23 protein-coding genes and 1 riboswitch are annotated in these 23,179 nt (G+C 71.9%); of the genes, 17 read left to right on the forward strand and 6 right to left on the reverse strand.

What is annotated here, in order from left to right:
• Positions 1-10 precede the first annotated feature (10 nt).
• Genes ET989_RS09880 through ET989_RS09890 form a run of 3 tightly spaced genes read right to left on the reverse strand, consistent with a single transcriptional unit; the run spans position 11 to position 3,179 of the window.
• Entirely contained in the window at positions 11-1,237 is a 1,227-nt protein-coding gene (locus tag ET989_RS09880) for an ABC transporter permease (RefSeq protein WP_206662301.1), read from the reverse strand.
• Positions 1,234-1,977 carry an ABC transporter ATP-binding protein gene (locus ET989_RS09885; protein ID WP_131168442.1) on the reverse strand — a complete coding sequence of 248 codons (744 nt, stop codon included), beginning with the start codon at positions 1,975-1,977 and terminating at the stop codon, positions 1,234-1,236. Before ET989_RS09885 ends, ET989_RS09880 begins: the two co-directional genes overlap by 4 nt.
• Positions 1,974-3,179 (reverse strand): efflux RND transporter periplasmic adaptor subunit, encoded by a 1,206-nt coding sequence (locus ET989_RS09890; protein WP_131168444.1) that lies wholly within the window; start codon positions 3,177-3,179, stop codon positions 1,974-1,976. Before ET989_RS09890 ends, ET989_RS09885 begins: the two co-directional genes overlap by 4 nt.
• Positions 3,180-3,411: 232 nt before the next feature.
• Between ET989_RS09890 and glpX the strand changes: the two genes are divergently transcribed.
• From glpX to ET989_RS09930, 8 genes are all read left to right on the forward strand, one after another.
• A complete protein-coding gene (gene glpX, locus ET989_RS09895; RefSeq protein WP_206662302.1) occupies positions 3,412-4,407 on the forward strand; it encodes a class II fructose-bisphosphatase in 996 nt (331 codons plus the stop codon).
• Positions 4,408-4,499: 92 nt separating this feature from the next.
• Positions 4,500-5,828, forward strand: a complete 1,329-nt coding sequence (gene lat / locus ET989_RS09900; RefSeq protein WP_131168449.1) for an L-lysine 6-transaminase — start codon at positions 4,500-4,502, stop codon at positions 5,826-5,828.
• Between the two features lies 1 nt (position 5,829).
• Entirely contained in the window at positions 5,830-7,131 is a 1,302-nt protein-coding gene (gene hglS / locus ET989_RS09905; RefSeq protein WP_131168451.1) for a 2-oxoadipate dioxygenase/decarboxylase, read from the forward strand.
• The gene (gene amaB, locus ET989_RS09910) at positions 7,128-8,648 is read left to right on the forward strand and encodes an L-piperidine-6-carboxylate dehydrogenase (RefSeq protein WP_131168453.1); all 1,521 of its coding nucleotides are present in this window, start codon (positions 7,128-7,130) and stop codon (positions 8,646-8,648) included. Before hglS ends, amaB begins: the two co-directional genes overlap by 4 nt.
• A gap of 41 nt (positions 8,649-8,689) precedes the next feature.
• Complete coding sequence (locus ET989_RS09915) at positions 8,690-9,595, forward strand: GH25 family lysozyme (RefSeq protein WP_131168455.1); 906 nt, start codon at positions 8,690-8,692, stop codon at positions 9,593-9,595.
• Positions 9,596-9,613: 18 nt separating this feature from the next.
• A riboswitch (FMN riboswitch) is annotated at positions 9,614-9,741 on the forward strand.
• A gap of 95 nt (positions 9,742-9,836) precedes the next feature.
• Positions 9,837-10,631, forward strand: coding sequence for an ABC transporter permease (locus tag ET989_RS09920; protein WP_131168457.1), 795 nt, complete (start codon positions 9,837-9,839; stop codon positions 10,629-10,631).
• Positions 10,632-10,653: 22 nt separating this feature from the next.
• A complete protein-coding gene (locus ET989_RS09925; RefSeq protein ID WP_131168459.1) occupies positions 10,654-11,673 on the forward strand; it encodes an ABC transporter substrate-binding protein in 1,020 nt (339 codons plus the stop codon).
• Between the two features lie 12 nt (positions 11,674-11,685).
• Positions 11,686-12,135, forward strand: coding sequence for a deoxycytidylate deaminase (locus tag ET989_RS09930; RefSeq protein ID WP_421958222.1), 450 nt, complete (start codon positions 11,686-11,688; stop codon positions 12,133-12,135).
• 4 nt (positions 12,136-12,139) lie between these two features.
• Here ET989_RS09930 and ET989_RS09935 read toward each other — a convergent pair whose 3' ends face one another.
• A complete protein-coding gene (locus ET989_RS09935) occupies positions 12,140-12,379 on the reverse strand; it encodes a PLDc N-terminal domain-containing protein (protein ID WP_131168463.1) in 240 nt (79 codons plus the stop codon).
• Between the two features lie 98 nt (positions 12,380-12,477).
• On the opposite strand from ET989_RS09935, the gene ET989_RS09940 reads away from it, so the two are divergent.
• Together ET989_RS09940 and ET989_RS09945 are read left to right on the forward strand one after the other, a co-directional pair.
• Positions 12,478-13,362, forward strand: a complete 885-nt coding sequence (locus tag ET989_RS09940) for a 1,4-dihydroxy-2-naphthoate polyprenyltransferase (RefSeq protein WP_131168465.1) — start codon at positions 12,478-12,480, stop codon at positions 13,360-13,362.
• Positions 13,362-13,826, forward strand: coding sequence for a hypothetical protein (locus ET989_RS09945; RefSeq protein WP_131168467.1), 465 nt, complete (start codon positions 13,362-13,364; stop codon positions 13,824-13,826). The genes ET989_RS09940 and ET989_RS09945 overlap by 1 nt, the downstream gene beginning before the upstream one ends.
• Here the strand turns inward: ET989_RS09945 and ET989_RS09950 are convergent, their stop codons facing one another.
• Together ET989_RS09950 and ET989_RS09955 are read right to left on the reverse strand one after the other, a co-directional pair.
• A complete protein-coding gene (locus tag ET989_RS09950) occupies positions 13,827-15,518 on the reverse strand; it encodes a TM0106 family RecB-like putative nuclease (RefSeq protein ID WP_165490115.1) in 1,692 nt (563 codons plus the stop codon).
• Between the two features lie 10 nt (positions 15,519-15,528).
• Complete coding sequence (locus ET989_RS09955; RefSeq protein ID WP_277751364.1) at positions 15,529-16,230, reverse strand: demethylmenaquinone methyltransferase; 702 nt, start codon at positions 16,228-16,230, stop codon at positions 15,529-15,531.
• Positions 16,231-16,256: 26 nt separating this feature from the next.
• Between ET989_RS09955 and ET989_RS09960 the strand changes: the two genes are divergently transcribed.
• From ET989_RS09960 to ET989_RS09990, 7 genes are all read left to right on the forward strand, one after another.
• A complete protein-coding gene (locus tag ET989_RS09960) occupies positions 16,257-16,943 on the forward strand; it encodes an ABC transporter ATP-binding protein (protein ID WP_131168470.1) in 687 nt (228 codons plus the stop codon).
• Entirely contained in the window at positions 16,943-18,646 is a 1,704-nt protein-coding gene (locus tag ET989_RS09965) for a DUF6297 family protein (RefSeq protein ID WP_131168472.1), read from the forward strand. The genes ET989_RS09960 and ET989_RS09965 overlap by 1 nt, the downstream gene beginning before the upstream one ends.
• A gap of 195 nt (positions 18,647-18,841) precedes the next feature.
• Positions 18,842-20,128, forward strand: coding sequence for a geranylgeranyl reductase family protein (locus tag ET989_RS09970; protein WP_131168474.1), 1,287 nt, complete (start codon positions 18,842-18,844; stop codon positions 20,126-20,128).
• A gap of 25 nt (positions 20,129-20,153) precedes the next feature.
• Entirely contained in the window at positions 20,154-20,513 is a 360-nt protein-coding gene (locus ET989_RS09975) for an NADH-quinone oxidoreductase subunit A (protein WP_131168477.1), read from the forward strand.
• 23 nt (positions 20,514-20,536) lie between these two features.
• On the forward strand, positions 20,537-21,094 hold the full coding sequence (locus ET989_RS09980) for an NADH-quinone oxidoreductase subunit B (RefSeq protein ID WP_131168479.1): 558 nt from the start codon (positions 20,537-20,539) through the stop codon (positions 21,092-21,094).
• On the forward strand, positions 21,091-21,831 hold the full coding sequence (locus ET989_RS09985; RefSeq protein WP_131168481.1) for an NADH-quinone oxidoreductase subunit C: 741 nt from the start codon (positions 21,091-21,093) through the stop codon (positions 21,829-21,831). Before ET989_RS09980 ends, ET989_RS09985 begins: the two co-directional genes overlap by 4 nt.
• Before the next feature lie 56 nt (positions 21,832-21,887).
• Positions 21,888-23,168 carry an NADH-quinone oxidoreductase subunit D gene (locus ET989_RS09990; protein WP_131168613.1) on the forward strand — a complete coding sequence of 427 codons (1,281 nt, stop codon included), beginning with the start codon at positions 21,888-21,890 and terminating at the stop codon, positions 23,166-23,168.
• Positions 23,169-23,179: the final 11 nt, after the last annotated feature.

Below are 23,179 nucleotides of genomic sequence, written 5' to 3' on the forward strand. Positions count from 1 at the left end.
TGACTCCTCCTCACTCGCGCCGGAGCGCGTCGATGGGGGCGAGACGGGAGGCCCGGGAGGCGGGGTAGCTGCCCGCGACCAGGCCGATGGCGGCTGAGACGCCGAGGGCGAGCAGGACGGTCGGCAGCGACACCGGCACCGGGAACTCCGCCAGCGTGGTCACGAGCCAGGCCACACCGGCGCTGAGCGCCAGCCCGAGCGCGCCGCCGACGAGGGCGAGCATCGCAGCCTCGGTGAGGAACTGGGCCAGGATCGTCCGGCGCCGGGCCCCCAGGGCCTTGCGCAGCCCGATCTCGCGGACGCGCTCCTGCACCGACACGAGCATGATGTTCATGACGCCGATGCCGCCGACGACCAGCGAGATGGCGGCGATGCCGCCCAGCAGCAGGGTGAGCACGTTGGTGACCTGCTCCATCGCCTGCACCAGCGACTGCTGCGACACGATCATGATGCCGGCCTCCTCGGAGGTCGCGGCGCCACGGCGTCCGGCCAGCAGAGCCGCGGCCTCCTGGTGGGCCTGGGTGAGCCGGTCGGCGGAGGTGGCCTGCAGGTAGATCGCGCCGATGGGCTCCTCGCCCCACGACAGGCGGTCGCGGTAGGTGGTCAGCGGGATCACGGCCAGGTCGTCGGTCGACATCATGCCGCCGGACTGCTCGAGCACCCCGATCACCAGCAGGCTGGTGCTGTTCGCGGTGACGGTCTGGCCGACAGCCGCGCCGGGGTCACCGAAGAGCTGGCTGGCGGAGTTGCTGCCCAGGACGACGACCGCCGCGCCGTCGTCGTACTGCTCGGGGGTGAAGAACTCGCCCACCGCCAGGGTCCGCGACTGGACGGCCAGCCACGCCGGCGTGGTCGCCTCCGCCTGCGTGCCGATCGAGGTGTCGCGGGCGGCCAGCTCGAAGCCGGACTGGATGGCTGGCGCCGCAGCCGCGATGTCGGGGGCGATGGTGGGGTCGGAGAGCGCCTCGGCGTCCTCCATCGACAGCGTCGGCATCGTGGACGGGTCCATCGGCTGGCCGCCGTCGTGGGAGAAGTACCCCGCCTGGACGGTCAGCAGGTTCGAGCCCAGGCTGCCGATCTCGGAGCTGATACTCGCGGTGGCGCCCTGGGCCATGCCCACGGACAGGGTGACCGCGGCGATGCCGATCGTGATGCCCAGCGTCGTCAGGATCGACCGGACGCGGTGCGCCACGATCGCGTCCAGCGCCAGCCGGAGGGTCTCCCACCACGTCATCATGGCGTCGCCGCCTTCTCGTCGATGCCGGCGATGCCGCCGTCGAACACGTGCACGACGCGCTGGGCGCGGGCCGCCACCTCCGCCTCGTGGGTGATCAGGACGATGGTGCGCCCGGCGGCGTGCAGCTCGTCCAGCAGGCCGAGCACGTCGGCGGTCGAGATCGAGTCGAGGTTGCCGGTGGGCTCGTCGGCGAGGATGAGTGCCGGGTCGGTCACCAGCGCGCGGGCGATCGCGACGCGCTGCTGCTGGCCGCCGGACAGCTCGCCCGGCTTGTGGTGGGCCCGCTCGGCGAGGCCGACGCGGGCGAGGGCGTCCAGTGCCCGCTGCTTGCGCTCGGACGCCTTCACCCGGGCGTACCACAGGGGCAGCTCGACGTTGCGCCACGCCGACTGGGTCGGCAGCAGGTTGAACTGCTGGAAGACGAAGCCGATCCGCTGGTTGCGGATGTCGGCCAGGGCGTTGTCGGAGAGGTGGGCGACGTCCTCGCCGTCCAGCACGTACTGGCCGGCGGTCGGCACGTCGAGGCAGCCGATGACGTTCATCAGGGTCGACTTGCCCGAGCCGGAGGGGCCCATGATCGCCACGTACTCGCCGGCGTGCACGTCGAGGTCGACGCCGCGCAGGGCGTGCACGTGGACGGTGCCGGTGGAGTAGGTCTTCCAGATGCCGCGCAGCTGCAGCACGGGCAGGGCCTCGGACGCCCCGGGCCCGGCAGCCAGGTCGGGGGTGGTCGCGGTCATCGCTTCGGCTCCTCGGACGGCTGGGCGGCCACGACTCCCGGCCCGACCGCGCCACCGGGCCCGCCGGTCATCGGGAAGAAGACCACGACGTCGCCCTCGTTCAGGCCGGCGGTGACCTCGATCATGCCGTTGGACTCCGACCCGAGCGTGACGTCGGTGGGGGTCGGTTCGGTGCCCCGGCGCACCAGCACCATGCCCTTGGTCTCGGAGTCGCGCATCATCAACGCCTCGACGGGGATCGCGAGGGCCGGCTCGGCACCGGCGTCGGCGAGCACCTCGATGGTGGCCGGGGAGCCGGCGAACACGTCGGTCGGCTGGCCCTCGAGGGTGACGACGAGCGGGAAGGACGCCGCGCTCGGCTTGCCCTCCTCGGCGGTCGCCTCGGCGACGACGCCCAGGGCGGTCACGGTGCCGCGCAGCGGCTCCTTGGCCGAGGACGAGGTCACGACGGCCTCCATGCCCTTGGCCAGCCGCGTCCGTTCGGCCCCACCGACGGACGCCTTCACCTGGAACGCGCGGGAGATCACCACGACGTCGGCCGCGCCCGGGTCCTGGCCCGGCGACGCGCCCGGCTCGCCGGCGAGCTGGCCGCGCTGGACGTTCACGGCGGCCACGACGCCGTCGATGGTGGAGGTCAGCTTCGCCTTCTCGAGCGCCTGCTCGGCGTCCTTCAGGGCTTGAGCCTTGACGGCGTGGGCCGAGCGCATGGCGCTGATGGCGGCCGACTGGCCGGAGCGGCGGGCGTCCTGGTAGTCCTTCCACGCCGCGTCGGTCTCGGCGCGGGCGTCCGTCACGGCCGCACGCAGGTCGGTGTCGTCGATGGTCGCCAGCACGGTGCCGGGGGTGACGTTGTCGCCGACGTTGACGGCGACGAGGGTGACCTCGCCGGGGCTGGCGAACGACAGGTCGAGCCGCTGGGTCGGCTCGATGGTGCCGGGCAGCGTGACGCCCTGGGCGAGGGTGACCCGCTCGACGCGGTACTCGGCCTCGCCGGGCCCGCTGCCCGGGCCGCCGCCCATGAGCGCGTTCATCACCAAGGGCAGGATGAGCACCAGCGCCAGCAGGAGGATGACGGGGATCGCGGCGCCCAGCAGCATCCACTGCCAGGGCCTGATGGGCCGGCGCTGCTTCTTCGGCCGGGGCGGCACCGCCACGGGGTCGCTGGGCGGGGGGTCGTGCGGGGGTGGGACGGACGCGGTCACGTGGCTCTCCTGGGGAATCTCCGGCTTGCACCCTACTCTGCCGGTCGGAGCCGCCCCATGCCTGTGACTCGGGTCGATCCCCGATCATCCTCAGGTATGACCCTGAGCCCTGAGGGCATCCGCGCGGGTCGCCCCCACGTGCGTGAACGGGCCCCGTGCGGGACGATGGGCCCGAACACGGCCCTCGACGCGGCCGACCACGACGGGGAGGTCTTGGGGAGAGATGGAACGGATGGAACGGTTCATGCTGGCCGGGCACAACCTCGGCCTTGACCTGATGCGCGCGACCGAGGCGGCCGCGCTCGCGGCCGGCCGGTGGGCCGGACGCGGCGAGAAGGAACTGGGCGACAAGGCGGCCGTGGACGCCATGCGTGCGATCCTCAACCAGGTGCGGATGGACGGCACGATCGTCATCGGCGAGGGCGAGAAGGACGAGGCCCCGATGCTCGCCAACGGCGAGAAGGTCGGCACCGGCGAGGGCGACAAGATCGACATCGCGGTGGACCCGGTGGACGGCACCCGACTGCTGGCCTGGGGCATGCGCAACTCGATCGCGGTGCTCGCCGCGGCCGAGGGCGGCACGATGTACGACCCGCACATGTGCTTCTACATGGAAAAGCTCGTGGTCAGCCACAACGCCGCCGACGTCATCGACCTCGACGCCCCGATCGCCGACAACATCCGCAAGGCCGCCAAGGCTGAGGGCAAGGACGTCTCCGAGTTCGTGGTCGGCGTCCTGAATCGCGAGCGCCACAACGACTTGGTCAAGGAGATCCGCGCCGCCGGCGCCGCGACCCGCATGTTCACCGACGGCGACGTCGCCGCGGCCGTGGCCGCCGCGACCCCCGGCGTCAAGATCGACATGCTCGCCGGCATCGGCGGCAGCCCCGAGGGTGTCGTCACCGCGTGCGCGATGAAGTGTCTCGGCGGCCGCATCCTGGCCCGCCTGCACCCGACCACCGACGAGGAGCGCCGTCGCACGGCCGAGGCAGGCTTCGACGTGGACCGCGTGCTCGACACCAACGACCTGGTGGGCTCGGACAAGACGCTGTTCGTCGCGACGGGCATCACCGACGGCGACCTGGTCGACGGCGTCCGCTACCTGCCCGGCGGCGACGCTCGCACCCACTCGGTCGTCATGCGGTCCGAGTCCGGCACCGTCCGCTGGGTCGAGGCGCAGCACCACCTCGACAAGGTCAACGCCTGGCGTGAGTCGCACGGCAGCTGATCCCACCCGTACCAGCCGCGAAGTGAAGGATCGAACGGGAATGTGAGGTTCGGGCGTAGATTTTCGCGTGGATTGCTCTGTATCGTCACGGAATGGTTGAAACACTCTCGCCCGCCACGATCGCGCCCGACCAAGTCTTCGCGAGCCTCGGTCGCCACATCCTCGTCGACGGCATGCCCCTGGTCCTGGACCTGCGGAACTCCCGGGGCACCACGTTGGTGGACGAGGCGACCGGGGACGAGTTCCTCGACATGTTCACCTTCTTCGCCTCCAACGCGCTCGGCATGAACCACCCCGGACTCACCGAGGACGACGAGTTCCGCGCCGAGCTGGTCGAGGCGGCGCTCAACAAGCCGTCCAACTCCGACATCTACACCGTCGCCATGGCGCGCTTCGTCGACACCTTCGCCCGCGTCATGGGCGACGACGCGATGCCCCACTACTTCTTCATCGAGGGCGGCAGCCTCGCCGTCGAGAACGCCCTCAAGACCGCGTTCGACTGGAAGTCGCGCCACAACGAGGCGCACGGCCGCAGCCCCGAGCTGGGCACGAAGATCATGCACCTCAAGGAGGCCTTCCACGGCCGCTCGGGCTACACCTTGAGCCTCACCAACACCGACCCCAACAAGGTTGCCCGCTTCCCGAAGTTCGACTGGCCGCGCCTGTCCACCCCGTACTGGGCCGCCGAGCGCGACATGGACGCCGTCGAGGCGGCCACCCTCGCCGAGGCGGAGGCGGCCTTCGCCGCGAACCCGCACGACATCGCGGCGTTCATCATGGAGCCGATCCAGGGCGAGGGCGGCGACCACCGCTTCCGGCAGGGCTTCCTGGAGCAGATGAAGACCCTGTGCCACGAGCACGACGCCCTGTTCATCTTCGACGAGGTGCAGACCGGCGGCGGCATGACCGGGACGCCGTGGGCCTGGCAGCACTACGGCGTGGCCCCCGACGTGATGAGCTTCGGCAAGAAGCTCCAGGTCTGCGGCATCACCGCCGGCGGACGCCTCGGCGAGGTCGAGCAGAACGTGTTCAAGGTGTCCAGCCGCATCAACTCCACGTGGGGCGGCAACCTGGCCGACATGGTCCGCTCGCGCCGCATCCTCGAGGTCATCGAGTCCGACAACCTCATGGAGCGCGCCCGCACCGAGGGCGCCCACCTCCTGGAGCGTCTCGAGGACGTCCAGTCCCGCCACGGCATCGTCACCAACGCCCGCGGCCTCGGCCTCATGTGCGCCATCTCCCTGCCGGACACCGCGACCCGCAACGAGGCCATCCGCCGCCTGCAGGACGACGAGAAGGTGCTCATGCTGGGCTGCGGCCAGCGCTCGCTGCGCGTCCGCCCGCCCCTGACCGTCGAGCGCGCCGCGATCGACAAGGCCGTGGACGCCATCGACCGCGTGCTCACCGCGATGGAGGGCTGACATGCAGGACACCCACGCCCTGCGCGCGGCGTTCGCGCGCTCGTTGTCGGCGATGTACGGCAGCGAGGTGCCGGCCTACAACACGCTCGTGGACGTCTCCACGGCCGTGAACGCCGACCACCTGGCCGCCCACCCCGACACGGCCGAACGCCTCGGCCGCATCGACCGCGTGACGGCCGAGCGGCACGGCGCCATCCGCGTCGGCACCGCCCGCGAGCTCGCCCGCGTCGCGCAGGTCTTCGCCGCGCTCGGCATGGAGCCCGTCGGCTTCTACGACCTGCGGGGGGACGCCGCCACGTCGCTCCCGATCGTGTCGACGGCCTTCCGACCGACGACCAAGGAGGCGCTGGCGATCAACCCGTTCCGGGTGTTCTGCTCGGTGCTGGTCACCGACGACCGCCGCTACTTCGACGAGGCCCTGCAGGCCGAGCTGGACGCCTTCCTCGCCGACCGCGAGCTGTTCGGCGACGACGTCGTGGCCCTGGCCGAGAAGGCCGAGCGCGAGGGTGGGCTGGAGGACGCCGAAGCCACGGAGTTTCTCGCCCTCGCCACCGCCTGCTTCGAGCTCTCCGACGAGCCCGTCGACCGGGCGTGGTACGAGCGCCTCTCCACGATCTCCGGCGTCGCGGCCGACATCGGCGGCGTCCGGGCCACGCACATCAACCACCTGACCCCGCGCGTGCTCGACATCGACGACCTCTACCGCCGGATGACGGATCGGGGCATCGCCATGATCGACGAGATCCAGGGCCCGCCAGCGTGGGAGGGCCCGGACGTCCTGCTCCGCCAGACGTCGTTCAAGGCGCTGGCCGAGCGTCGCCGGTTCCGCGAGGTGGACGGCTCGGTCGTCGACGGCACCCTGTCGGTGCGCTTCGGCGAGGTGGAGCAGCGTGGCATCGCGCTGACCCCGAAGGGACGCGACCTGTACGACCGCCTCATCGTCGAGATCGACGAGCGCTCGGCCGGGATGACGGCCGACGAGCGCAACCAGGTCAAGCTCGACGTCTGGCGCGCGAACTGGCCCGTCGACGAGGATGGCCTGGCCGAGGCCGGCCTGGCGTTCTTCGAGTGGGTCGACGGCGTCCGGACGCCCATCGTCTACGAGGACTTCCTGCCGCGCTCGGCGGCGGGCATCTTCGCCTCGAACCTCGCTCATGCGGGCAGCCGCGATGTCACGCTGGAGGGGTCGCACCGCGACGAGGCGTGGCTGGCCGAGGCGATGGGCCGCACGGTCCACGACCCGATGGAGTTGTACGCGGCACAGGAGAAGGCGTCGCGCGACGCCATGGAGGAGACCCGATGAAGACCACCGCCGAATTCCGCGCGCGCGCCGAGGCCGCCCTCGCCGCACTCGGCGTCGACCATGACGCCTGGTGCGTCGACGATGGCGCCGTCCGCGCCCGCTCGCCGCTGACCGGCGAGGAGCTGTGCGGCGTCCGCACGCACACCGCGGCCGAGGTGGCGGACGCCGTGGCGGCGGCGTCCGAGGCCTTCCTCACCTGGCGGGAGGTGCCCGCCCCCGTGCGCGGCGCGCTGGTGAAGCGCCTCGGCGAGCTGATCGGCGAGCACAAGGAGGACCTCGCCGCCCTCGTCACCATCGAGGCCGGCAAGATCCACACCGAGGCCTTGGGCGAGGTCCAGGAGATGATCGACATCTGCGACTTCGCCGTCGGCCTCTCCCGCCAGCTGTACGGGCGGACCATGCCCAGCGAGCGCGTCGGGCACCGCCTGCAGGAGACCTGGCAGCCGCTCGGCGTCGTCGGGGTCATCTCGGCGTTCAACTTCCCGGTCGCCGTCTGGTCGTGGAACACCGCGATCGCGCTGGTGTGCGGCGACCCCGTGGTGTGGAAGCCGTCCGAGCTCACCCCGCTGTGCGCGCTGGGCTGCGACGCCCTGCTGCGCCGAGCGATGGCAGAGGTCGGCGCCCCCGAGGGCCTGCACGCGGTCGTCATCGGCGACCGGGCCATCGGAGAGGCGCTCGTCGACGACCCGCGCGTGGCGCTGGTGTCGGCGACCGGTTCCACCCGGATGGGCCGCGAGGTCGGGCCGCGCGTGGCTGCCCGCTTCGGCCGCTCGCTGCTCGAGCTCGGCGGCAACAACGCCGTGATCGTCACCCCGAGCGCGAACCTCGACCAGGCCGTCAGCTCGATCGTGTTCGGCGCGGCCGGCACGGCGGGGCAGCGGTGCACCTCGACCCGGCGACTGCTGGTGCACGAGTCCGTCGCCGACGAGGTCGTCGGGCGCGTCGCCCGGGCCTTCGAGTCGCTGCAGGCCGGTGACCCGTTCGCCGACGGCGTCCTGCTCGGCCCGCTGGTGAACGAGGCTGCGTTCGACGCGATGCAGGCCTCGCTGGAGAAGGCGCGGGCCCAAGGCGGCGAGGTCGTCTCCGGCGGCGAGCGAGCCGACGTGGATGCCGACGGCTTCTGGGTGCGCCCCGCCCTGGTGCGGATGCCCGCCCAGGAGGGCGTGGTGCTCACCGAGACCTTCGCGCCGATCCTGTACGTGCTCACCTGGTCGGACTTCGACGAGGCGATCGCCCTGCACAACGCGGTCCCGCAGGGCCTGTCCAGCGGTCTGTTCAGCAACGACGTGCTGGAGGCCGAGCGCTACCTCGGGGCGTCCGGCGCCGACACCGGCATCGCCAACGTCAACGCCGGCACCTCCGGTGCCGAGATCGGCGGGGCGTTCGGCGGCGAGAAGGAGACCGGCGGCGGCCGCGAGTCCGGCTCGGACGCCTGGCGCGCCTACATGCGGCGGGCGACCAACACGATCAACTACTCGGGGTCGGTCCAACTCGCCCAGGGCGTGGACTTCGGCTGACCGGGGCTGTGTGACATCGGACGTCCGGCTAGGCTGGCCGGATGGGGGAGTGGGGACGCCTGCGCGGCCGTTGGGCCGTCCTGGCCGTGGCTGCGGCCATGGCCGGCTGCGTCGCCCCCTCCGCCTTCCAGAAGGGATCGGCCCCCGCGCCCTCCGACGTGGCGCCCATGGCGTCCGCCGCCGTCGAGTCGACGGCGGTCGAGGTGGCGGGTGCGCCCAGCCCGGCCGCGACCCCGACCCCCGCCGCGCCCGCGCCGCAGGGCGCGACGCTGCCCACGCCGTCCGCCTCGCCGGTCGAGCTGGCCGAGTGGCGCGACGGGGAGGGTCTGCCCGGGTTCGACGTGTCCCGCTACCAGCAGACCGTCGACTGGGCCGGACTGGCCTCCGCCGGCCACGCCTTCGTCTACGTGAAGGCCACCGAGGGCACCGCCCACCGCAGCCCCACCCACGACGAGCAGAGCAAGGCGGCCCGCGACGCCGGGCTCATCCAGGGCGCCTACCACTACGCGCGCCCCAACCAGTCCTCGGGCACGCTGCAGGCACGCTTCTTCAACAGCAGCGGCGGGTCGTGGACGGCCGACGGCCACACGCTGCCGGGCGCCCTCGACCTCGAGTTCGCCGAGGACGGACCCGAGTGTCACGGCCTCAGCCAGGCCGAGATGCGCACCTGGGTGCGCGAGTTCTCCGACGAGTACCGTCGGTTGTCCGGGCGCATCCCGGTGATCTACACCAAGACCGAGGTGTGGGACCAGTGCACTGGCGGCGACACCTCCTTCGCGGACCACCCGCTCTGGCTGTACGACCACGCGGACGCCCCGGGCCGGCTCCCAGCGGGTTGGGACAGGCCCACGCTGTGGCAGCGCGCGATCGTGAACGACCTCGACCGGAGCGTCTTCTTCGGCTCACGCGACCAGCTCGTGGCGTGGGCGTCCGCGCCGCTGCGCTAGGATTCGCACAGAACACACACGTGCTCCGGGGTCGGTGAAACTCCGAACCGGCGGTTACAGTCCGCGACCCAGCGGCCCTCGGGCCCCTGGCTGACCCGGTGGAAGTCCGGGACCGACGGTCAAAGTCCGGATGGGAGGAAGCACGGGCGGTCTTCGGCGTACGCGCGCATCCCGTCGCGCGGCAGGGAGGTCGCCGCCGTCCTCCCGACCCATGCCCCGGCGCCCAGGCGAGGGGAGGACGATGACCAGCAGCGAACCGCGCGAGCGCCGCGTGCGGCCCACCGGGCTGCTCGCCGCCGCGCCGTGGCTGTTCGCCGTCCTCCTGCTGGCCGGCTGGGCGTTCACCGTGCTGCTGGCTGCACCGCCGCCGTACATGCTGCCCTCCCCGCTGGCCGTGCTCGACCGGCTGGTCACGGCGTTTTTCAGCCCCCGCTTCTGGTCGGCCGTGCAGGAGACCTTCACCGAGGCGGTCGGCGGCAGCGCCCTCGGCGCCGCCGTGGCGCTGCCCCTGTCGATCGGCATCCACCGCAGCCGGCTGCTGAACGCCGCAGTGGCCCCCTTCCTCGGGGCGACCCAGGCGATCCCCGCCATCGCCGTGGCGCCCCTGCTGGCGATCTGGGTCGGCTACGGGCTGGGCCCCATCGTCCTGCTTTGCGCGCTGATGGTGTTCTTTCCGATCCTGATCTCCTCAGTCGTCGGCCTGCGCCACATCGATCACCATGTCGTGGACGCCGCCCGGATGGACGGCGCCGACAGCTTCGCCCTGCTGCGGCACATCGAGCTGCCGCTGGCGCTGCCGAACATCCTGGCCGGGCTCCGCAACGGCTTCGCCCTGTCCGTCACCGGCGCCGTCGTCGGCGAGATGGTCATGGGCGGCTCGGGGCTCGGCCAGCTGCTCACCGCCCAGCGCGACTCGGTCGACACCGCCGGCATGTTCGCCACGATCCTCGTCCTGTGCGCCATGGCGTCCGGGCTCTACGGACTCATCCACCTCGTCGAGCGGCGCTCACACACCGTTGCGTCGCTGCTCCCCTGATCCCCGCGAAAGGAACCACACCATGGCACGCCTGACCCGCGTCGCGCTGGCTCTGCTGGCCGCGCTCGCCCTCGTGCTGACCGGCTGCGCCCGGACGCCCACGCCCACGCCCACCGCCCCGTCGGCCCCCTCCGGCCCGGCGAAGGTCACCATCGGGCTGACCTACATCCCCGACATCCAGTTCGCGCCCTTCTACGTTGCGGCCGAGGACGGCATCTTCACCGAGAACGGGCTGGACGCCACCCTGCGCCACCACGGCGCCCAGGAAGGGCTGTTCACCGCGCTCGTGGCCGGCCAGGAGCAGTACGTGATCGCGGGCGGCGACGAGCTCGTCCAGGCGCGCGCCGAGGGCATGGACCTGGTGGCGATCGGCCAGTACTACCACGCCTATCCGGTCGTCCTGATCGTCCCGGATGCCTCGGCCGTGCAGTCGGCGGCCGACCTGGCCGGGCTGCGCGTCGGCATCCCCGGCCGCTTCGGCGAGAGCTGGTTCGGCCTCAAGGCCGCGCTCCACGAGGCGGGGCTCACCGAGTCCGACGTCGAGGTCGTCGAGATCGGCTACACCGCCCAGGCCGCGCTGACCACGTCCCAGGTGGACGCCGTCGTCGGCTTTGCCAACAACGACCTGGTGCAGTTCGGCCTGGCCGGCATCCCGACGCGTGCCGTGCCGCTGGCCGCCGGTGACGTGCCGCTGGTTTCCATCGTGCTGGCCACCACGAAGGCCAACCTGGATGCCAACCCCGAGACCGCCCGCAAGGTCGCCCGCTCGATGGTCGCCGGCATCGAGAAGGTCGTCGCCGAGCCGGCGAGCGCCATCGAGGCGGGCCGCGACCACATCCCGACCCTCGACGAGGCCGGGGCGGCGGCGTCCGCGAAGGCCACCCTGGAGGCCACCTTGCCGCTGTGGCGGGCGTCCGGCCGGCCCACCGGAGAGATGGACGAGCAGGCTTGGGCGGACATGGTCGCGTTCATGCGCTCGGCCGGGCTGATCACCGCCGACGTCGCCGCCGGCGATGCGATGACCAACGACGCCGTGGGGTGAGGGATGCGTGACGTGAGCGAAGGCGTCCCCGCCGTGCCCGGCTGGGACGACTACTTCCTGGGGATAGCCGAAGCGGTCGCGCGCCGGGCCAAGTGCACGCGGCGCAGGGTCGGTGCGGTGCTCGTCCACGAGAGGCGCATCATCGCGACCGGCTACAACGGGGCAGCACCCGGGCGTCCGGACTGCCTGGAGGGCGCCTGCCCCCGCGGACGCCTCGGCTACCACGAGGTGCCGGGGCTGGGCGACTACGACCGGCCCGGGACGCCGGGATTCTGCATCGCCATCCACGCCGAGGTGAACGCCCTGCTCTTCGCCACCCGCGACACCAAGGGCGCGACGGCCTACATCACAGACCCGCCCTGCCCGGGGTGCCGCAAGGCGCTCGCGGCGGCCGGCATCGTCCGGGCCGTGTGGCCCGAGGGCAGCCACGACGTCGACGGGCTCGTCGACTGGGAGGCCTGAGCGCCTACAGGCCGCGCAGGAAGTCGGGGTCGTCGTCGGGCGCGATCGGAGGGTGACGCGTCGGCGTGGGTGGGCGCCCGATGGCGAACCACCCCACAGGGCCGAGCACCGGCAGCGCGACGATCGCGACGAACCACAGCCAGCGCGGCATCGCACGGACGCGGGACGGGTGCGCCTGGGCGGCCTCGACCAGCGCGTACACCGTGACGGCGATAATGGCGATGATCAGCAGGACGCGAGGCATACGCTCCAATCTACCCGTCGGCCCGCGTGCGAGGATGGTCGGGGCCGAGCGGCGGCCGCGACGGTGGCCGGGCTGACCGGCGGGAGGAGGCAGTGGGCGTGGCGACAGTGGCCGAGTGGGTCGAGGGGGCGCGCGTCCGCACCCTCCCGGCGGCGGTGGCGCCCGTCCTCGTCGGCACGGCGGTGTCCCTGCACGTGGGCCGGCCGGACGCCGTGCGTGCGGTCCTCGCCGCGGTGGTCGCCCTGGCGCTCCAGCTCGCGGTCAACTTCGCCAACGACTACTCCGACGGCATCCGCGGCACCGACGACGACCGGGTCGGGCCCATGCGCCTCGTGGGCTCGGGCGCCGCCACACCCGCCCAGGTCAAGGGAGCCGCGTTCGCCTGCTTCGCGCTCGCCGCGCTGGCCGGGCTGGCGCTGGTCGTGCTGACCGGCCAGTGGTGGCTCATCGCGGTCGGCGTCGCCTGCATCCTCGCCGGCTGGTACTACACCGGCGGCGACCGCCCCTACGGGTACGTCGGGCTGGGGGAGCTGTTCGTCTTCGTGTTCTTCGGGCTGGTCGCCACGGTGGGCACCACCTACGTCCAGACCCTCGACGTCGCGTGGCCCGCCGTCGCCGGTGGCGTGGCGACCGGCGCGCTGGCGTCCGCCATCCTCGTGGCCAACAACCTGCGCGACCGGGCCGGCGACGCCACTTCCGGCAAACGCACGCTCGCCGTCCGGCTCGGTGACCGCGGGACGCGCCTGTTCTACCTCGCCCTCGTCGTCCTCGCCGCCCTGGCCGTCGTGGCGCTGGCCGCCGCCACCACGTGGTGGGCGCTGCTGGGCCTGCTGGGCTTTGCCGCCCTGGTCGGCCCCGTCGGCCGCGTGCTCGGCGGCGCCACCGGACCGGCGCTGATCCGGGTGCTGAAGCTGACCGGCATCGCCGAGGTCCTCGTGGCCCTCGGCGTCCTGGCCGGCGTGGTCGTGGGGGCGCTGACCTGATGGACCCGGTCTCCGCCCGCTCCTTCTCCGGGCCCATGACGGTGGTGACCTGGCTGGTCGCCGTCGGCTGGTTCGTGCTCGGCCTGCTGTCGCTCCTCGGTCTGCCGTTCCCGGCCGGCATCGTGCTCGGCGTCCTGGGCATCGCGGGCGGCCTCGTCACGGCGTGGCTGGCGCTGTCGCTGCGCATCGCCCACGACGAGCGTGGCATCGAGCTGCCCAAGGTCGGCCACGTTCCGTGGGAGCGGGTGCACGCCGTCGAGATCCAGCCCGGCCTCGTGTCGGTGCCCTACGTCGTCATCCGGCACGGGAGGGCGCTCACCGACGTGCCGCTGGACGGGCTGGCGTGGTTCGGCGGGCCGGACGGGTACGCCCGCGGGCTGGCCGAGCAGGTCGCCCGGGCCGCCGACGTCGAGACCGTCACTGTCCGCGGCCAGCGCGGGGGACGTGGGCGCCGGGTCGCGTAGTCAACCCTGGTCGCGCAGCCACCGGCGCAGGTGCCAGGTGGCGCGTACGTCGTCCTCGTTGTACTCCAGCACCCGCCCGCGGGCCCGCTCGCGGACGCCCTCGTCCGGGTCACCCACCGCGTCCGCGAACCAGGTCTGGGAGTTGAGACCGCCCGGGTCCTCGTCGCGCCACGCAAAGCCGGTGACGGCGGCGGTGACGACCTTGAGTCCCAGCCCGTTGGCCCCGAAGAAGTTCTCCCGCACGACCCCGAACAGGTCGACGAAGTGGTCGGACGCCCACTCCTGCGCCCAGCCGCCCACAGCGCCGAGCCGGGGCGCCAGCTTGTGCAGCCGGATCACCTCGTAGTCGGAGTAGTGGTAGACGGCCGCGTCGCGCCCGGCCACCACCTGCTGCAGCCAGCCCAGCGCGCGGGCGGCGAGGTCGGCCTCGGCAGCGTCGTCCAGGTCGGTGAACGCGGCGAACTGGCGGCCGTAGGGCTCCCCGCGGGCGGGGTCGTCCACCCAGAAGCCCCACAGGTAGACGCGGTCGTCGGCCGACGTCTCGATGTCGACGTCGATCTCGAGGTCGTGCCGGGGCAGGTCCAGCGGACCCTGGGTCTGCCGCTCCAGCTCGACGCCGGAGTGCATCAGCTGGGCGCGCCGGTGGGCGCGGCGCAGCCGCTGCTCGCCGCCGATGCGGTGGCTGGCCCGTGGCAGGTAGGCCGCCAGCAGCTCGTCGAGGTCGGCTCGCGCGAGCTCGGCCACCGTGCTGATGCCGAGGTGCCGCAGCGTCCGCACCTCGTGGACGTCCAGGGGGGTTTTGGTGATGCGCAGGCTCAGGTCGTCGGCGTCCAGCTGCGCCTGGCAGTGCTCCTGCCACACGCACCCCCGGCACTCGCTGGACATGATCGGTGTCAGCAGCGTGTCCTGGCCCGCGGAGGCCAGCGCCGCCTCGGCGAGCTCGATGCGGTAGCGGTGCTCGGCGTCGTAGCGGGCCAGCGTGGAGAGGGGGTCGGCGTCCCCGGGGCGCTCCAGGGTGCGGGGGTTGGGGGCGACGACCTCCTCGGACAGGTCGAGCCAGGTGATCACCTGCTCCACCTTGGCCGGCCGCGCCTCGGGGTCGAGGTTGAGCTGGTCGACCCCGACCAGCCCCGCCCACGGCTCCTGCGCCGCGTAGCCGGTGGCCTCCAGCAGCCGCCAGTAGTGCGCGACCTGGAGGGCGGCGTTCAGTCGGGTCCCCCAGCGGAAGCGGCGGCCAGGCAGGCCCACCACGCTCGCGGGGGCGTCCAGGCGGGAGACGAGCAGCGGCGGCGCGTCGGGGCTCGCCGACTCCAGCACGCGGTGGAACTTCACGTGGACGGGGTGGTAGCCGCCCTCCGGCGAGCGCACCAGCAGGCTCGGACGCCCCGTGCGGTGGTTCTCCTCGTCCAGCGGCAGCAGGCCGCCGATCACGACGTCGGCGCCGGACGCCAGCGCCGCGAGGCAGGCCTGCTCGGCGCTGGCGCGCGGGGCGTGCCGGAGCGGGCGGAGGTCCTCGATGCGGCCCGGTCCGGCGAGGAGCGCGCCGAACACGGCCGCCTCGATTGCGGCGGAGTCGCGGAAGAAGGGCGGGTCGGGGCGCTCCAGGCTGGGAGTGACCAGGTGGGGGGTGAAGGAGTTGACCGTCTTCAGCGGGCAACTCCGGGCCGCGTAGGCGTCGAGGACGAAGGTCATGGCGCTGCCGCTACGCCACCGCCCGGTGCAGGGCCACGATGCCGCCCGAGAGGTTCTTCCACTCGACATCGCGCCAGCCCGCCTCGCGGATGAGGCCAGCCAGCGTCTCCTGGTCTGGCCACGCGTTGATCGACTCGGCCAGGTAGCTGTAGGCCGGGTTGTTGGTGGACAGCACGCGGGCGAGCGCCGGTAGCACGCGCGGGATGTACTCGCGGTAGAGGGTGCGGAACGGCCCCCACGTCGGCGTGGAGAACTCGGCCACCACGAGGGTGCCGCCGGGCGCGGTCACGCGGTGCATCTCGACCAGGGCGGCCAGGGTGTCCTCGATGTTGCGCAGACCGTAGCTGATGGTGACCGCGTCGAAGGTGGCGTCGGCGAACGGCAGTTCGAGCGCGTCGGCGTTGACGAAGCCGAGGTCGGGCTGGCGCTTCTTGCCCTCGGTCACCATGCCCAGGCTGAGGTCGGCGGGCACGACGAGGGCGCCCGCGTCGGCGAAGGTGCGCGAGGAGGTGCCGGTACCGGCTGCGAGGTCGAGAATGCGCTGGCCGGGGCGCGGGTCGACGGCCCGCAGCGTCTCGGCTCGCCACGCGCGCACCAGCCCGCCGGTCATCGCGTCGTTCATCAGGTCATAGCGCCCGGCCACGCCGTCGAACATGGCGGCCACGTCGGCGCGGCGCTTGGCGAGGGAGGCGCGGGCATCGAACTTCTGCACCTGATGATCCTGCCATGCTTGGGGACATGGCGTCCCGTGCTCCCGTCCTCACCGCGACCGACCTCACCAAGTCGTACGGCCCTTCCCGCATCGTCGAGGGGTTCTCGCTGACGGTGTCACCCGGCGAGGCCGTGGCGCTCACCGGACGCAACGGCGCGGGCAAGTCGACGATCCTCCGCATGCTCGTGGGTGCGGTGCGCCCCGACGAAGGCCGCGTCGAGTTCGAGGGCCTGCGGATGAGCGAGACGAACCCCGAGATCCGCAAGGGGATGGCCTCTGTCATCGACGACCTCGACTTCTTCCCCGACCTGTCCGTGGTGGAGCACCTCGACCTGCTCGCACGCGCCCACGGCGTCCCCGACCCGGAGGCGATCGTCGACGAGGTGCTCGCCGAGGTCCAGCTCGTGCCGCAGTCGGGCCAACTGCCCGGCACCCTGTCCTCGGGCCAGCGGCGCCGCCTCGCGCTGGGCACGGCGTTCGTCCGCCCTCGCCGCCTGCTGGTGCTGGACGAGCCCGAGCAGCGCCTCGACGTCGAGGGCGTCGCCTGGCTCGCTGCCCGCCTGAAGGCCGAGCGTGCCCGCGGGCTGGCGATCGTGCTCGCCTCCCACGAGCCCTATCTGGTCAAGGAGGTCGCCACGCGGATCGTGGCGGTCCACCCGCCCGCCGGCGCCGAGGCGGTCGCCGACGCGGTCGCCGACGGGGGAGCGGCCTGATGGCGCGCGCCCGACGCAAGCGCGGTAACCAGCACGCGGAACCGAAGCAGATTTCCCCGGAGCAGTTCGTCGTCGAGGTCCCGGACGACCCCTACGCCGAGTACGAGGGCCGGGAGTGGGACTTCGCCTGGCTCCCCGAGGACGAGACCGAGGTGGTCGACGAGGGCGCGCTGCACGCGCTGGTGAAGTCGTGGCGGCACGGCCGCGCCACCCGCAGCATCGGCGACGTGCTGTCGGACGCCTACATCGCGCTGTTCAGCGTGCTGATGATCGGCGCGATGATCGTGAACGTCATCATCGGCAGCCAGGCCAGCTCCGCGGCGTGCGACACCGCGGCCTGCCTCAACGGTCGGCTGCTGGTGCCCTGGGGCATGTTCTTCGCCCTCGGGGCCCTGACCCTCTCCTTCGCGCGGCTGTTCGGGCCCGTGCTGGCCTCGGCGGCCGAGGGGTTCTGGCTGATGGAGGCGCCGATCGGGCGCGGCCGGATCCTGCGCGGGCGCCTGTGGGCGATCATCGTGGGCGCCGCCGTGGTATCGGCCGCCGTCTCCGCCGCGGTGGCGGCGGTCGCCGGCGAGCCCTTCGGGGTCGTGGGTGCGTGGGCCGCGGCGTCCGGCCTGGTGGCGTCCGGGCTGGTGGCCTGGGCCGCCTGGGAGCAGAGCTACGGGCGCGTCCGGCCCCTGCGTGCGGTGCAGGCACTGTTCACCACCCTGGCCGCCGTCGTCCTCACCACGATGGTCGCGGTGGCCGCCGGGTGGCTGCACGTGGAGCCCCCGGCCTGGCTGGGGCAGGTGCCCTGGTTCTTCGCGGCCGTCGGGGGAGCGGCGTCCGTCGCCTTCGGCGCGTGGGCACACCGCCGCTTGGAACACTTCGCCCGCGGGCGCCTCACCAGCGGCGGTTCGCTGGTCTCCGGGCTGCAGGGGGCCATGTTCGGCCTCGACCTGGGCCTGGCCCGCGACATCCTCGTCGACCGCGAGGCGATCGAGCGCGGGCACGTCCGGCCCACCGCCGGGCGCTGGACGGGTGCCGGCGCGCTGGTGTGGCGCGACCTGCAGCGGCTCGCCCGGTTCCCCCGTCCCCTGCTCGGGCTGGCGGGGGCGATCCTCGTGCCCTACGCGAGCGACGCGATCGGGCTGTCGCTGCTGACCCCGCTCCTGTCCGCCGTCGCGCTCATGTTCGCGCTCGTCCCCACGCTGGGGGCGCTCCGCGTGCTGTCCCGCTCGACCGGCCTGGCCCGGATGATGCCCTTCTCGACCGCCGAGTTGCGCACCGCCAGCTTCGTGGTGCCCGCCCTGCTGGCGCTGGTGTGGGGGAGCGCAACGCTGCCGGCGTTCCTCGGGGTGACCGGTGGCGTCCCCCGCGACCCAGCCGTCGCGCCCGTGGTCGCCGTGGCGTGCGCGCTCGGCGGCCTGCTGGCCGCCGTCCGGTGGCAGACCGCCAAGCCGGTGAACTTCGCGGTGCCGATGATGGCCACCACCGCCGGCGCCGTGCCGCCCACGCTGGTCTTCAACCTCGTCCGCGGCTTCGACGTGGCCGCCCTGGTCACCGCACCGATCCTGCTGAACGTCTCCCCGCTGTGGTCGCTGGGCATCGCGGGGGTGCTGCTGATGATCCTGCGCGTGGGGTTCAACATGGAGGAGATGCAGGAGCAGGCCAAGGAGCAGCAGAAGCTGCTGGACGCCGAGCGCGCCCGCTCCGGCCGCTGAGACGCCGCGACCGGGGTCACTCTGCCGCCGGCGCAGCACCCAATTACGCTATGCAGGCGTTGCCGAATCCCAGCGCCCAAAAGGCGTGTGGCAAGGGAGTTCACGTGCGTGGGACCAAAATGGCGCTTGTCGGGATGGTTCCCTAGACTGACCCGGTGATGGGCGCCGCCTGGTGCCGGTGAGGGGTGTGATTCGATGGCCGAGGAGCGCGCGGCGCAGCCGGTGGTCGAATCGGACGTCATCGTCGTCGGCGCGGGCCCGGGCGGTTCGACCACCGCCAAGTGGCTGGCTGACAAGGGCCTGACGGTCACCCTGCTCGAGAAGTCCACGTTCCCCCGCGACAAGGTGTGCGGTGACGGCCTCACCCCGCGCGCCACCAAGCAGCTGATCCGCCTCGGCGTCGACGTCAGCGAGGAGGCGGGCTGGATCCACAACCGCGGCCTGCGCACCTACGGTGGCCGCAAGGAGCCCTTCGAGTTCCTCTGGCCCGAGCTCGCCCAGTTCCCCAACTACGGCCTCACCCGCCCGCGCTCCGAGTTCGACCACATGCTCGCCCAGCTGGCCCAGGCGGCGGGCGCCGAGTTGGTGCAGGGCGCGAACGTGTCCGAGCCGATCATCGACGCCTCGACCGACCGCATCGTCGGCGTCCGCACCAAGGACGGGGGCGAGTACCGCGCCCCGATCACCGTTGCCGCCGACGGCAACTCCAGCCGCCTCGCTCTCGCGATGGGCCTGGAGAAGAACCGGAAGCGGCCCATGGGCGTCGCCGCCCGCGCGTACTTCAACAGCCCCGCCCGCACCCACGACCCGCTCATGGAGAGCTGGCTGGAGCTGTGGGACGGGAAGCCGGGGGAGTCCAACCTCCTGCCCGGCTACGGCTGGATCTTCGCGATGGGCGACGGCACGGTCAACGTCGGCCTCGGAACCGTCAGCAGCTCCGCGTCGTCGCAGAAGATGAACTTCCGCGACCTGATGTGGAAGTGGCTGGCGAACACGCCCGCCGAATGGGGCCTGACCCGCGAGAACATGGTCGGCACCATCGGCTCGGCCGCCCTGCCCATGAGCTTCAACCGCAAGCCCGCCTATCACCGGGGCCTGGTGCTGGTCGGGGACGCCGCCGGCATGGTCAGCCCCTTCAACGGCGAGGGCATCCCGTACGCGATGGAGGCCGCCGACATGGCCGCCGACGCGATCGCGGACGCCCGGGCCCGCGGCTTCGGCACGCCGGCGGCCGAGAAGGCGCTCGCCGGGTACCGCACGCGGCTGGAGGCGGAGTGGGGCGGCTACTTCCGCCTCGGCCAGGTCTTCGTGTCCCTCATCGAGCGTCCCGAGGTGATGCGCCTGTGCACGCGCTACGGTTTGCCGAGACCCACCCTGATGAAGTTCACGATGAAGCTCCTCGCCCACCTGTACGACACCACGGACGGTGATTGGATGGACAGGACCATCACGTCGTTGACGAAGGTGGTGCCGTCCGCATGACGCTCCACCAGAAGGGAAGGGTGCGATGAGCCCCTACGTTCCGATCCTCGGGGTGCTGTTCTTCTCAGCCATCCTGTTGGCGGTCATGATCGTGGCCTCACTGGTCATCGGCCCGAAGAAGTACAACCGGGTGAAGTACATGCCCTACGAGTGCGGCATCGACCCGACCCCCAAGGCCACCGGCGGCGGGCGGTTCCCGGTGAAGTACTACATCACCGCGATGATGTTCCTCGTCTTCGACATCGAGATCGCTTTCCTCTACCCCTGGGTGGTGGCGTTCGACCAACTGAGCATGTTCGCCGTGCTCTCCATGATCGTGTTCCTCCTGCTGCTGTGCATCGCGTACTTCTACGAGTACAAGCGCGGCGGCATGGAGTGGGACTGAGCCGGTAGGAAAGGGAATCTGAAATGGGTATCGAAGACGCACTCCCCGAGTCGGGAATCCTGACCACCACGATCGAGGGCATCGCCGGTTGGATGCGCCGCGCCTCGATCATGCCGGCCACCTTCGGCCTGGCCTGCTGCGCCATCGAGATGATGGCGTTCGGCTGCGCCCGCTACGACGCCGACCGCTGGGGCCAGGTCGCCTTCCGCGCCTCGCCCCGCCACGCCGACCTGCTGATCATCTCCGGCCGCGTGAGCCAGAAGATGGCCCCGGTCATGCGCCAGGTCTACGACCAGATGCCCGGCCCGAAGTGGGTCATGGCGATGGGCGTGTGCGCCAGCTCGGGCGGCATGTTCAACAACTACGCCATCGTCCAGGGTGGTGACCACATCGTCCCCGTCGACGTGTACGTGCCCGGCTGCCCGCCGCGCCCGGACATGTTCATCGACGGCATGTTCAAGCTGCGCGAGATCGTGCTCCGTGACCCGATGGGCGCCCACCGCGCCAAGGTCCTGGAGGACCTGGAGGAGCTCCAGCTCGCCGCGACCCCCACGCTCGAGATGAAGGGCCTCATGCGATGAGCGACGAGAAGCTCCCCGGCGAGGAGAAGACGATCGACGGCGACGTCGTCCCCAACACCGCCTCCGCCCCCGCGGCGGGCCTGGAGCGCGAGGACGTCGAGCCAAGCCCGCCGGTGACCCGCTCGGGCATGTGGTCCGAGGGATCGCCCGACACCTCCGGCTACGGCGGCATCGTGCGCGAGTACCTGCCCGTGCAGTCGTCCGCGCGCCCGCTGGACGACGCGAACGAGCGCGTCCTGGCCCGCCTGGAGAGCCTGGTCGACGGCGCGATCGCCCGCGTCCTGTACGACCGCAACGAGCTGACGATCTTCGTGCCGCGCGAGAAGCTGGCCGAGGTCGTCCGCGCGCTGCGCGACGACGCGCACCTGCGCTTCGAGGGCTGCATGAGCGTCTCCGGCGTGCACTACCCGACGGACGCCGGCGCCGAGCTGCACGTCGTCTACCACCTGCTCTCCTACACGCACAACCGCCGCGTGCGCCTCGAGGTGACCGCGCCGGACGCCGACCCGCACATCCCCAGCGTCGTCCCGACCTACCCGGCCGCGGACTGGCACGAGCGCGAGACGTGGGACATGTTCGGCGTCATCTTCGACGGGCACCCGGCCCTCACCCGCATCCTCATGCCGGATGACTGGGTCGGCCACCCGCAGCGGAAGGACTACCCCCTCGGCGGCATCCCCGTCGAGTACAAGGGCGCCGTTGTGCCGCCCCCGGACCAGCGGAGGGAATACCGGTGAGCCAGGACCACGACTACTACGCCCAGGGGTCCGAGCCGACCACGGGCACGGTCTACATGCCCATGGGCGGCGACTGGGTCGACATCGAGCAGGAGCAGGCCGAGCGCGGTGACGAGACCCTCGTCATCAACATGGGCCCGCAGCACCCGGCGACCCATGGCGTCCTCCGCCTGATCCTGGAGACCGAGGGCGAGACGGTGAAGAGCGTTCGCCCGGGCATCGGCTTCCTGCACACGGGCATCGAGAAGAACATGGAGTTTCGCAACTGGGCCCAGGGTTCGACGTTCGTGACCCGCATGGACTACGTCGCGCCGCTCTTCAACGAGGTGGCCTACTGTCTCTCGGTCGAGCGCCTGCTGGGCATCGAGGACCAGATCCCCGAGCGCGCCACGCAGATCCGCGTGCTCATGATGGAGCTCAACCGCATCAGCAACCACCTCGTCGCCATCGGCACCACCGGCAACGAGCTGGGTGCCACGTCGGTGATGATGGCGGGCTTCCGCGAGCGCGAGATGATCCTCGACTTCTTCGAGGCCGTCAGCGGCCTCCGCATGAACCACGCCTACGTCCGCCCCGGCGGCGTGGCCGTCGACCTCCCGGAGAACGGCATCAGCCAGCTGCGCGACCTCATCGCGTGGCTCGAGAAGCACCTGCCGGAGCTGGCGCTGCTCATCAAGGAGAACCCGATCTTCAAGGGCCGCACCGTCAACGTGGGCGTCCAGGACCTGTCGGCCTGCATGGCGATGGGTGTCACCGGGCCGATCCTGCGCTCGGCCGGCTACGCCTGGGACCTGCGCAAGACGCAGCCCTACTGCGGTTATGACACCTACGACTTCGACGTCCCGGTCGAGAACACAGCCGACTGCTACGGCCGCTACCTCGTGCGCTACAACGAGATGTGGGAGTCGCTGAAGATCGTCAAGCAGGTCGCCGACCGCCTCGAGCAGTCCATCGGCCAGCCCGTCATGTACACCGACGCCAAGATCAGCTCCCCGGCAGACCTCCGGGTGGGCCCCGATGGCCAGGGCAACAGCCACGAGCACATCAAGCACATCATGGGCGAGTCCATGGAGGCGCTGATCCACCACTTCAAGGTCGTCACCGAGGGCTTCCGCGTGCCGGTCGGCCAGGCGTACGTGCCCATCGAGAGCCCCAAGGGCGAGCTCGGCTGCCACGTCGTCTCCGACGGCGGCACCCGGCCCTACCGTGCCCACATGCGTGACCCAGGCTTCAACCACCTGCAGTCCGTGCCGTTGCAGTGCGAGGGCGGCATGATCTCCGACGTGATCATGGCGCTGGCTTCGATCGACCCCGTCATGGGAGGTGTTGACCGGTGAGCGGTCACGAG

Source organism: Propioniciclava sinopodophylli (genome assembly GCF_004324755.1).
In the GTDB taxonomy this organism is placed as follows: domain Bacteria; phylum Actinomycetota; class Actinomycetes; order Propionibacteriales; family Propionibacteriaceae; genus Propioniciclava; species Propioniciclava sinopodophylli.

Bases quoted from the DNA above. Each gene is read 5' to 3' on its own strand.
- ET989_RS09880 (WP_206662301.1), bottom strand. From the start codon at position 1,237: ATGATGACGTGGTGGGAGACCCTCCGGCTGGCGCTGGACGCGATCGTG.
- ET989_RS09885 (WP_131168442.1), bottom strand. From the start codon at position 1,977: ATGACCGCGACCACCCCCGACCTGGCTGCCGGGCCCGGGGCGTCCGAG.
- glpX (WP_206662302.1), top strand. From the start codon at position 3,412: ATGGAACGGTTCATGCTGGCCGGGCACAACCTCGGCCTTGACCTGATG.
- lat (WP_131168449.1), top strand. From the start codon at position 4,500: ATGGTTGAAACACTCTCGCCCGCCACGATCGCGCCCGACCAAGTCTTC.
- hglS (WP_131168451.1), top strand. From the start codon at position 5,830: ATGCAGGACACCCACGCCCTGCGCGCGGCGTTCGCGCGCTCGTTGTCG.
- amaB (WP_131168453.1), top strand. From the start codon at position 7,128: ATGAAGACCACCGCCGAATTCCGCGCGCGCGCCGAGGCCGCCCTCGCC.
- ET989_RS09915 (WP_131168455.1), top strand. From the start codon at position 8,690: ATGGGGGAGTGGGGACGCCTGCGCGGCCGTTGGGCCGTCCTGGCCGTG.
- ET989_RS09920 (WP_131168457.1), top strand. From the start codon at position 9,837: ATGACCAGCAGCGAACCGCGCGAGCGCCGCGTGCGGCCCACCGGGCTG.
- ET989_RS09925 (WP_131168459.1), top strand. From the start codon at position 10,654: ATGGCACGCCTGACCCGCGTCGCGCTGGCTCTGCTGGCCGCGCTCGCC.
- ET989_RS09935 (WP_131168463.1), bottom strand. From the start codon at position 12,379: ATGCCTCGCGTCCTGCTGATCATCGCCATTATCGCCGTCACGGTGTAC.
- ET989_RS09945 (WP_131168467.1), top strand. From the start codon at position 13,362: ATGGACCCGGTCTCCGCCCGCTCCTTCTCCGGGCCCATGACGGTGGTG.
- ET989_RS09950 (WP_165490115.1), bottom strand. From the start codon at position 15,518: ATGACCTTCGTCCTCGACGCCTACGCGGCCCGGAGTTGCCCGCTGAAG.
- ET989_RS09960 (WP_131168470.1), top strand. From the start codon at position 16,257: ATGGCGTCCCGTGCTCCCGTCCTCACCGCGACCGACCTCACCAAGTCG.
- ET989_RS09965 (WP_131168472.1), top strand. From the start codon at position 16,943: ATGGCGCGCGCCCGACGCAAGCGCGGTAACCAGCACGCGGAACCGAAG.
- ET989_RS09970 (WP_131168474.1), top strand. From the start codon at position 18,842: ATGGCCGAGGAGCGCGCGGCGCAGCCGGTGGTCGAATCGGACGTCATC.
- ET989_RS09975 (WP_131168477.1), top strand. From the start codon at position 20,154: ATGAGCCCCTACGTTCCGATCCTCGGGGTGCTGTTCTTCTCAGCCATC.
- ET989_RS09980 (WP_131168479.1), top strand. From the start codon at position 20,537: ATGGGTATCGAAGACGCACTCCCCGAGTCGGGAATCCTGACCACCACG.
- ET989_RS09985 (WP_131168481.1), top strand. From the start codon at position 21,091: ATGAGCGACGAGAAGCTCCCCGGCGAGGAGAAGACGATCGACGGCGAC.
- ET989_RS09990 (WP_131168613.1), top strand. From the start codon at position 21,888: ATGCCCATGGGCGGCGACTGGGTCGACATCGAGCAGGAGCAGGCCGAG.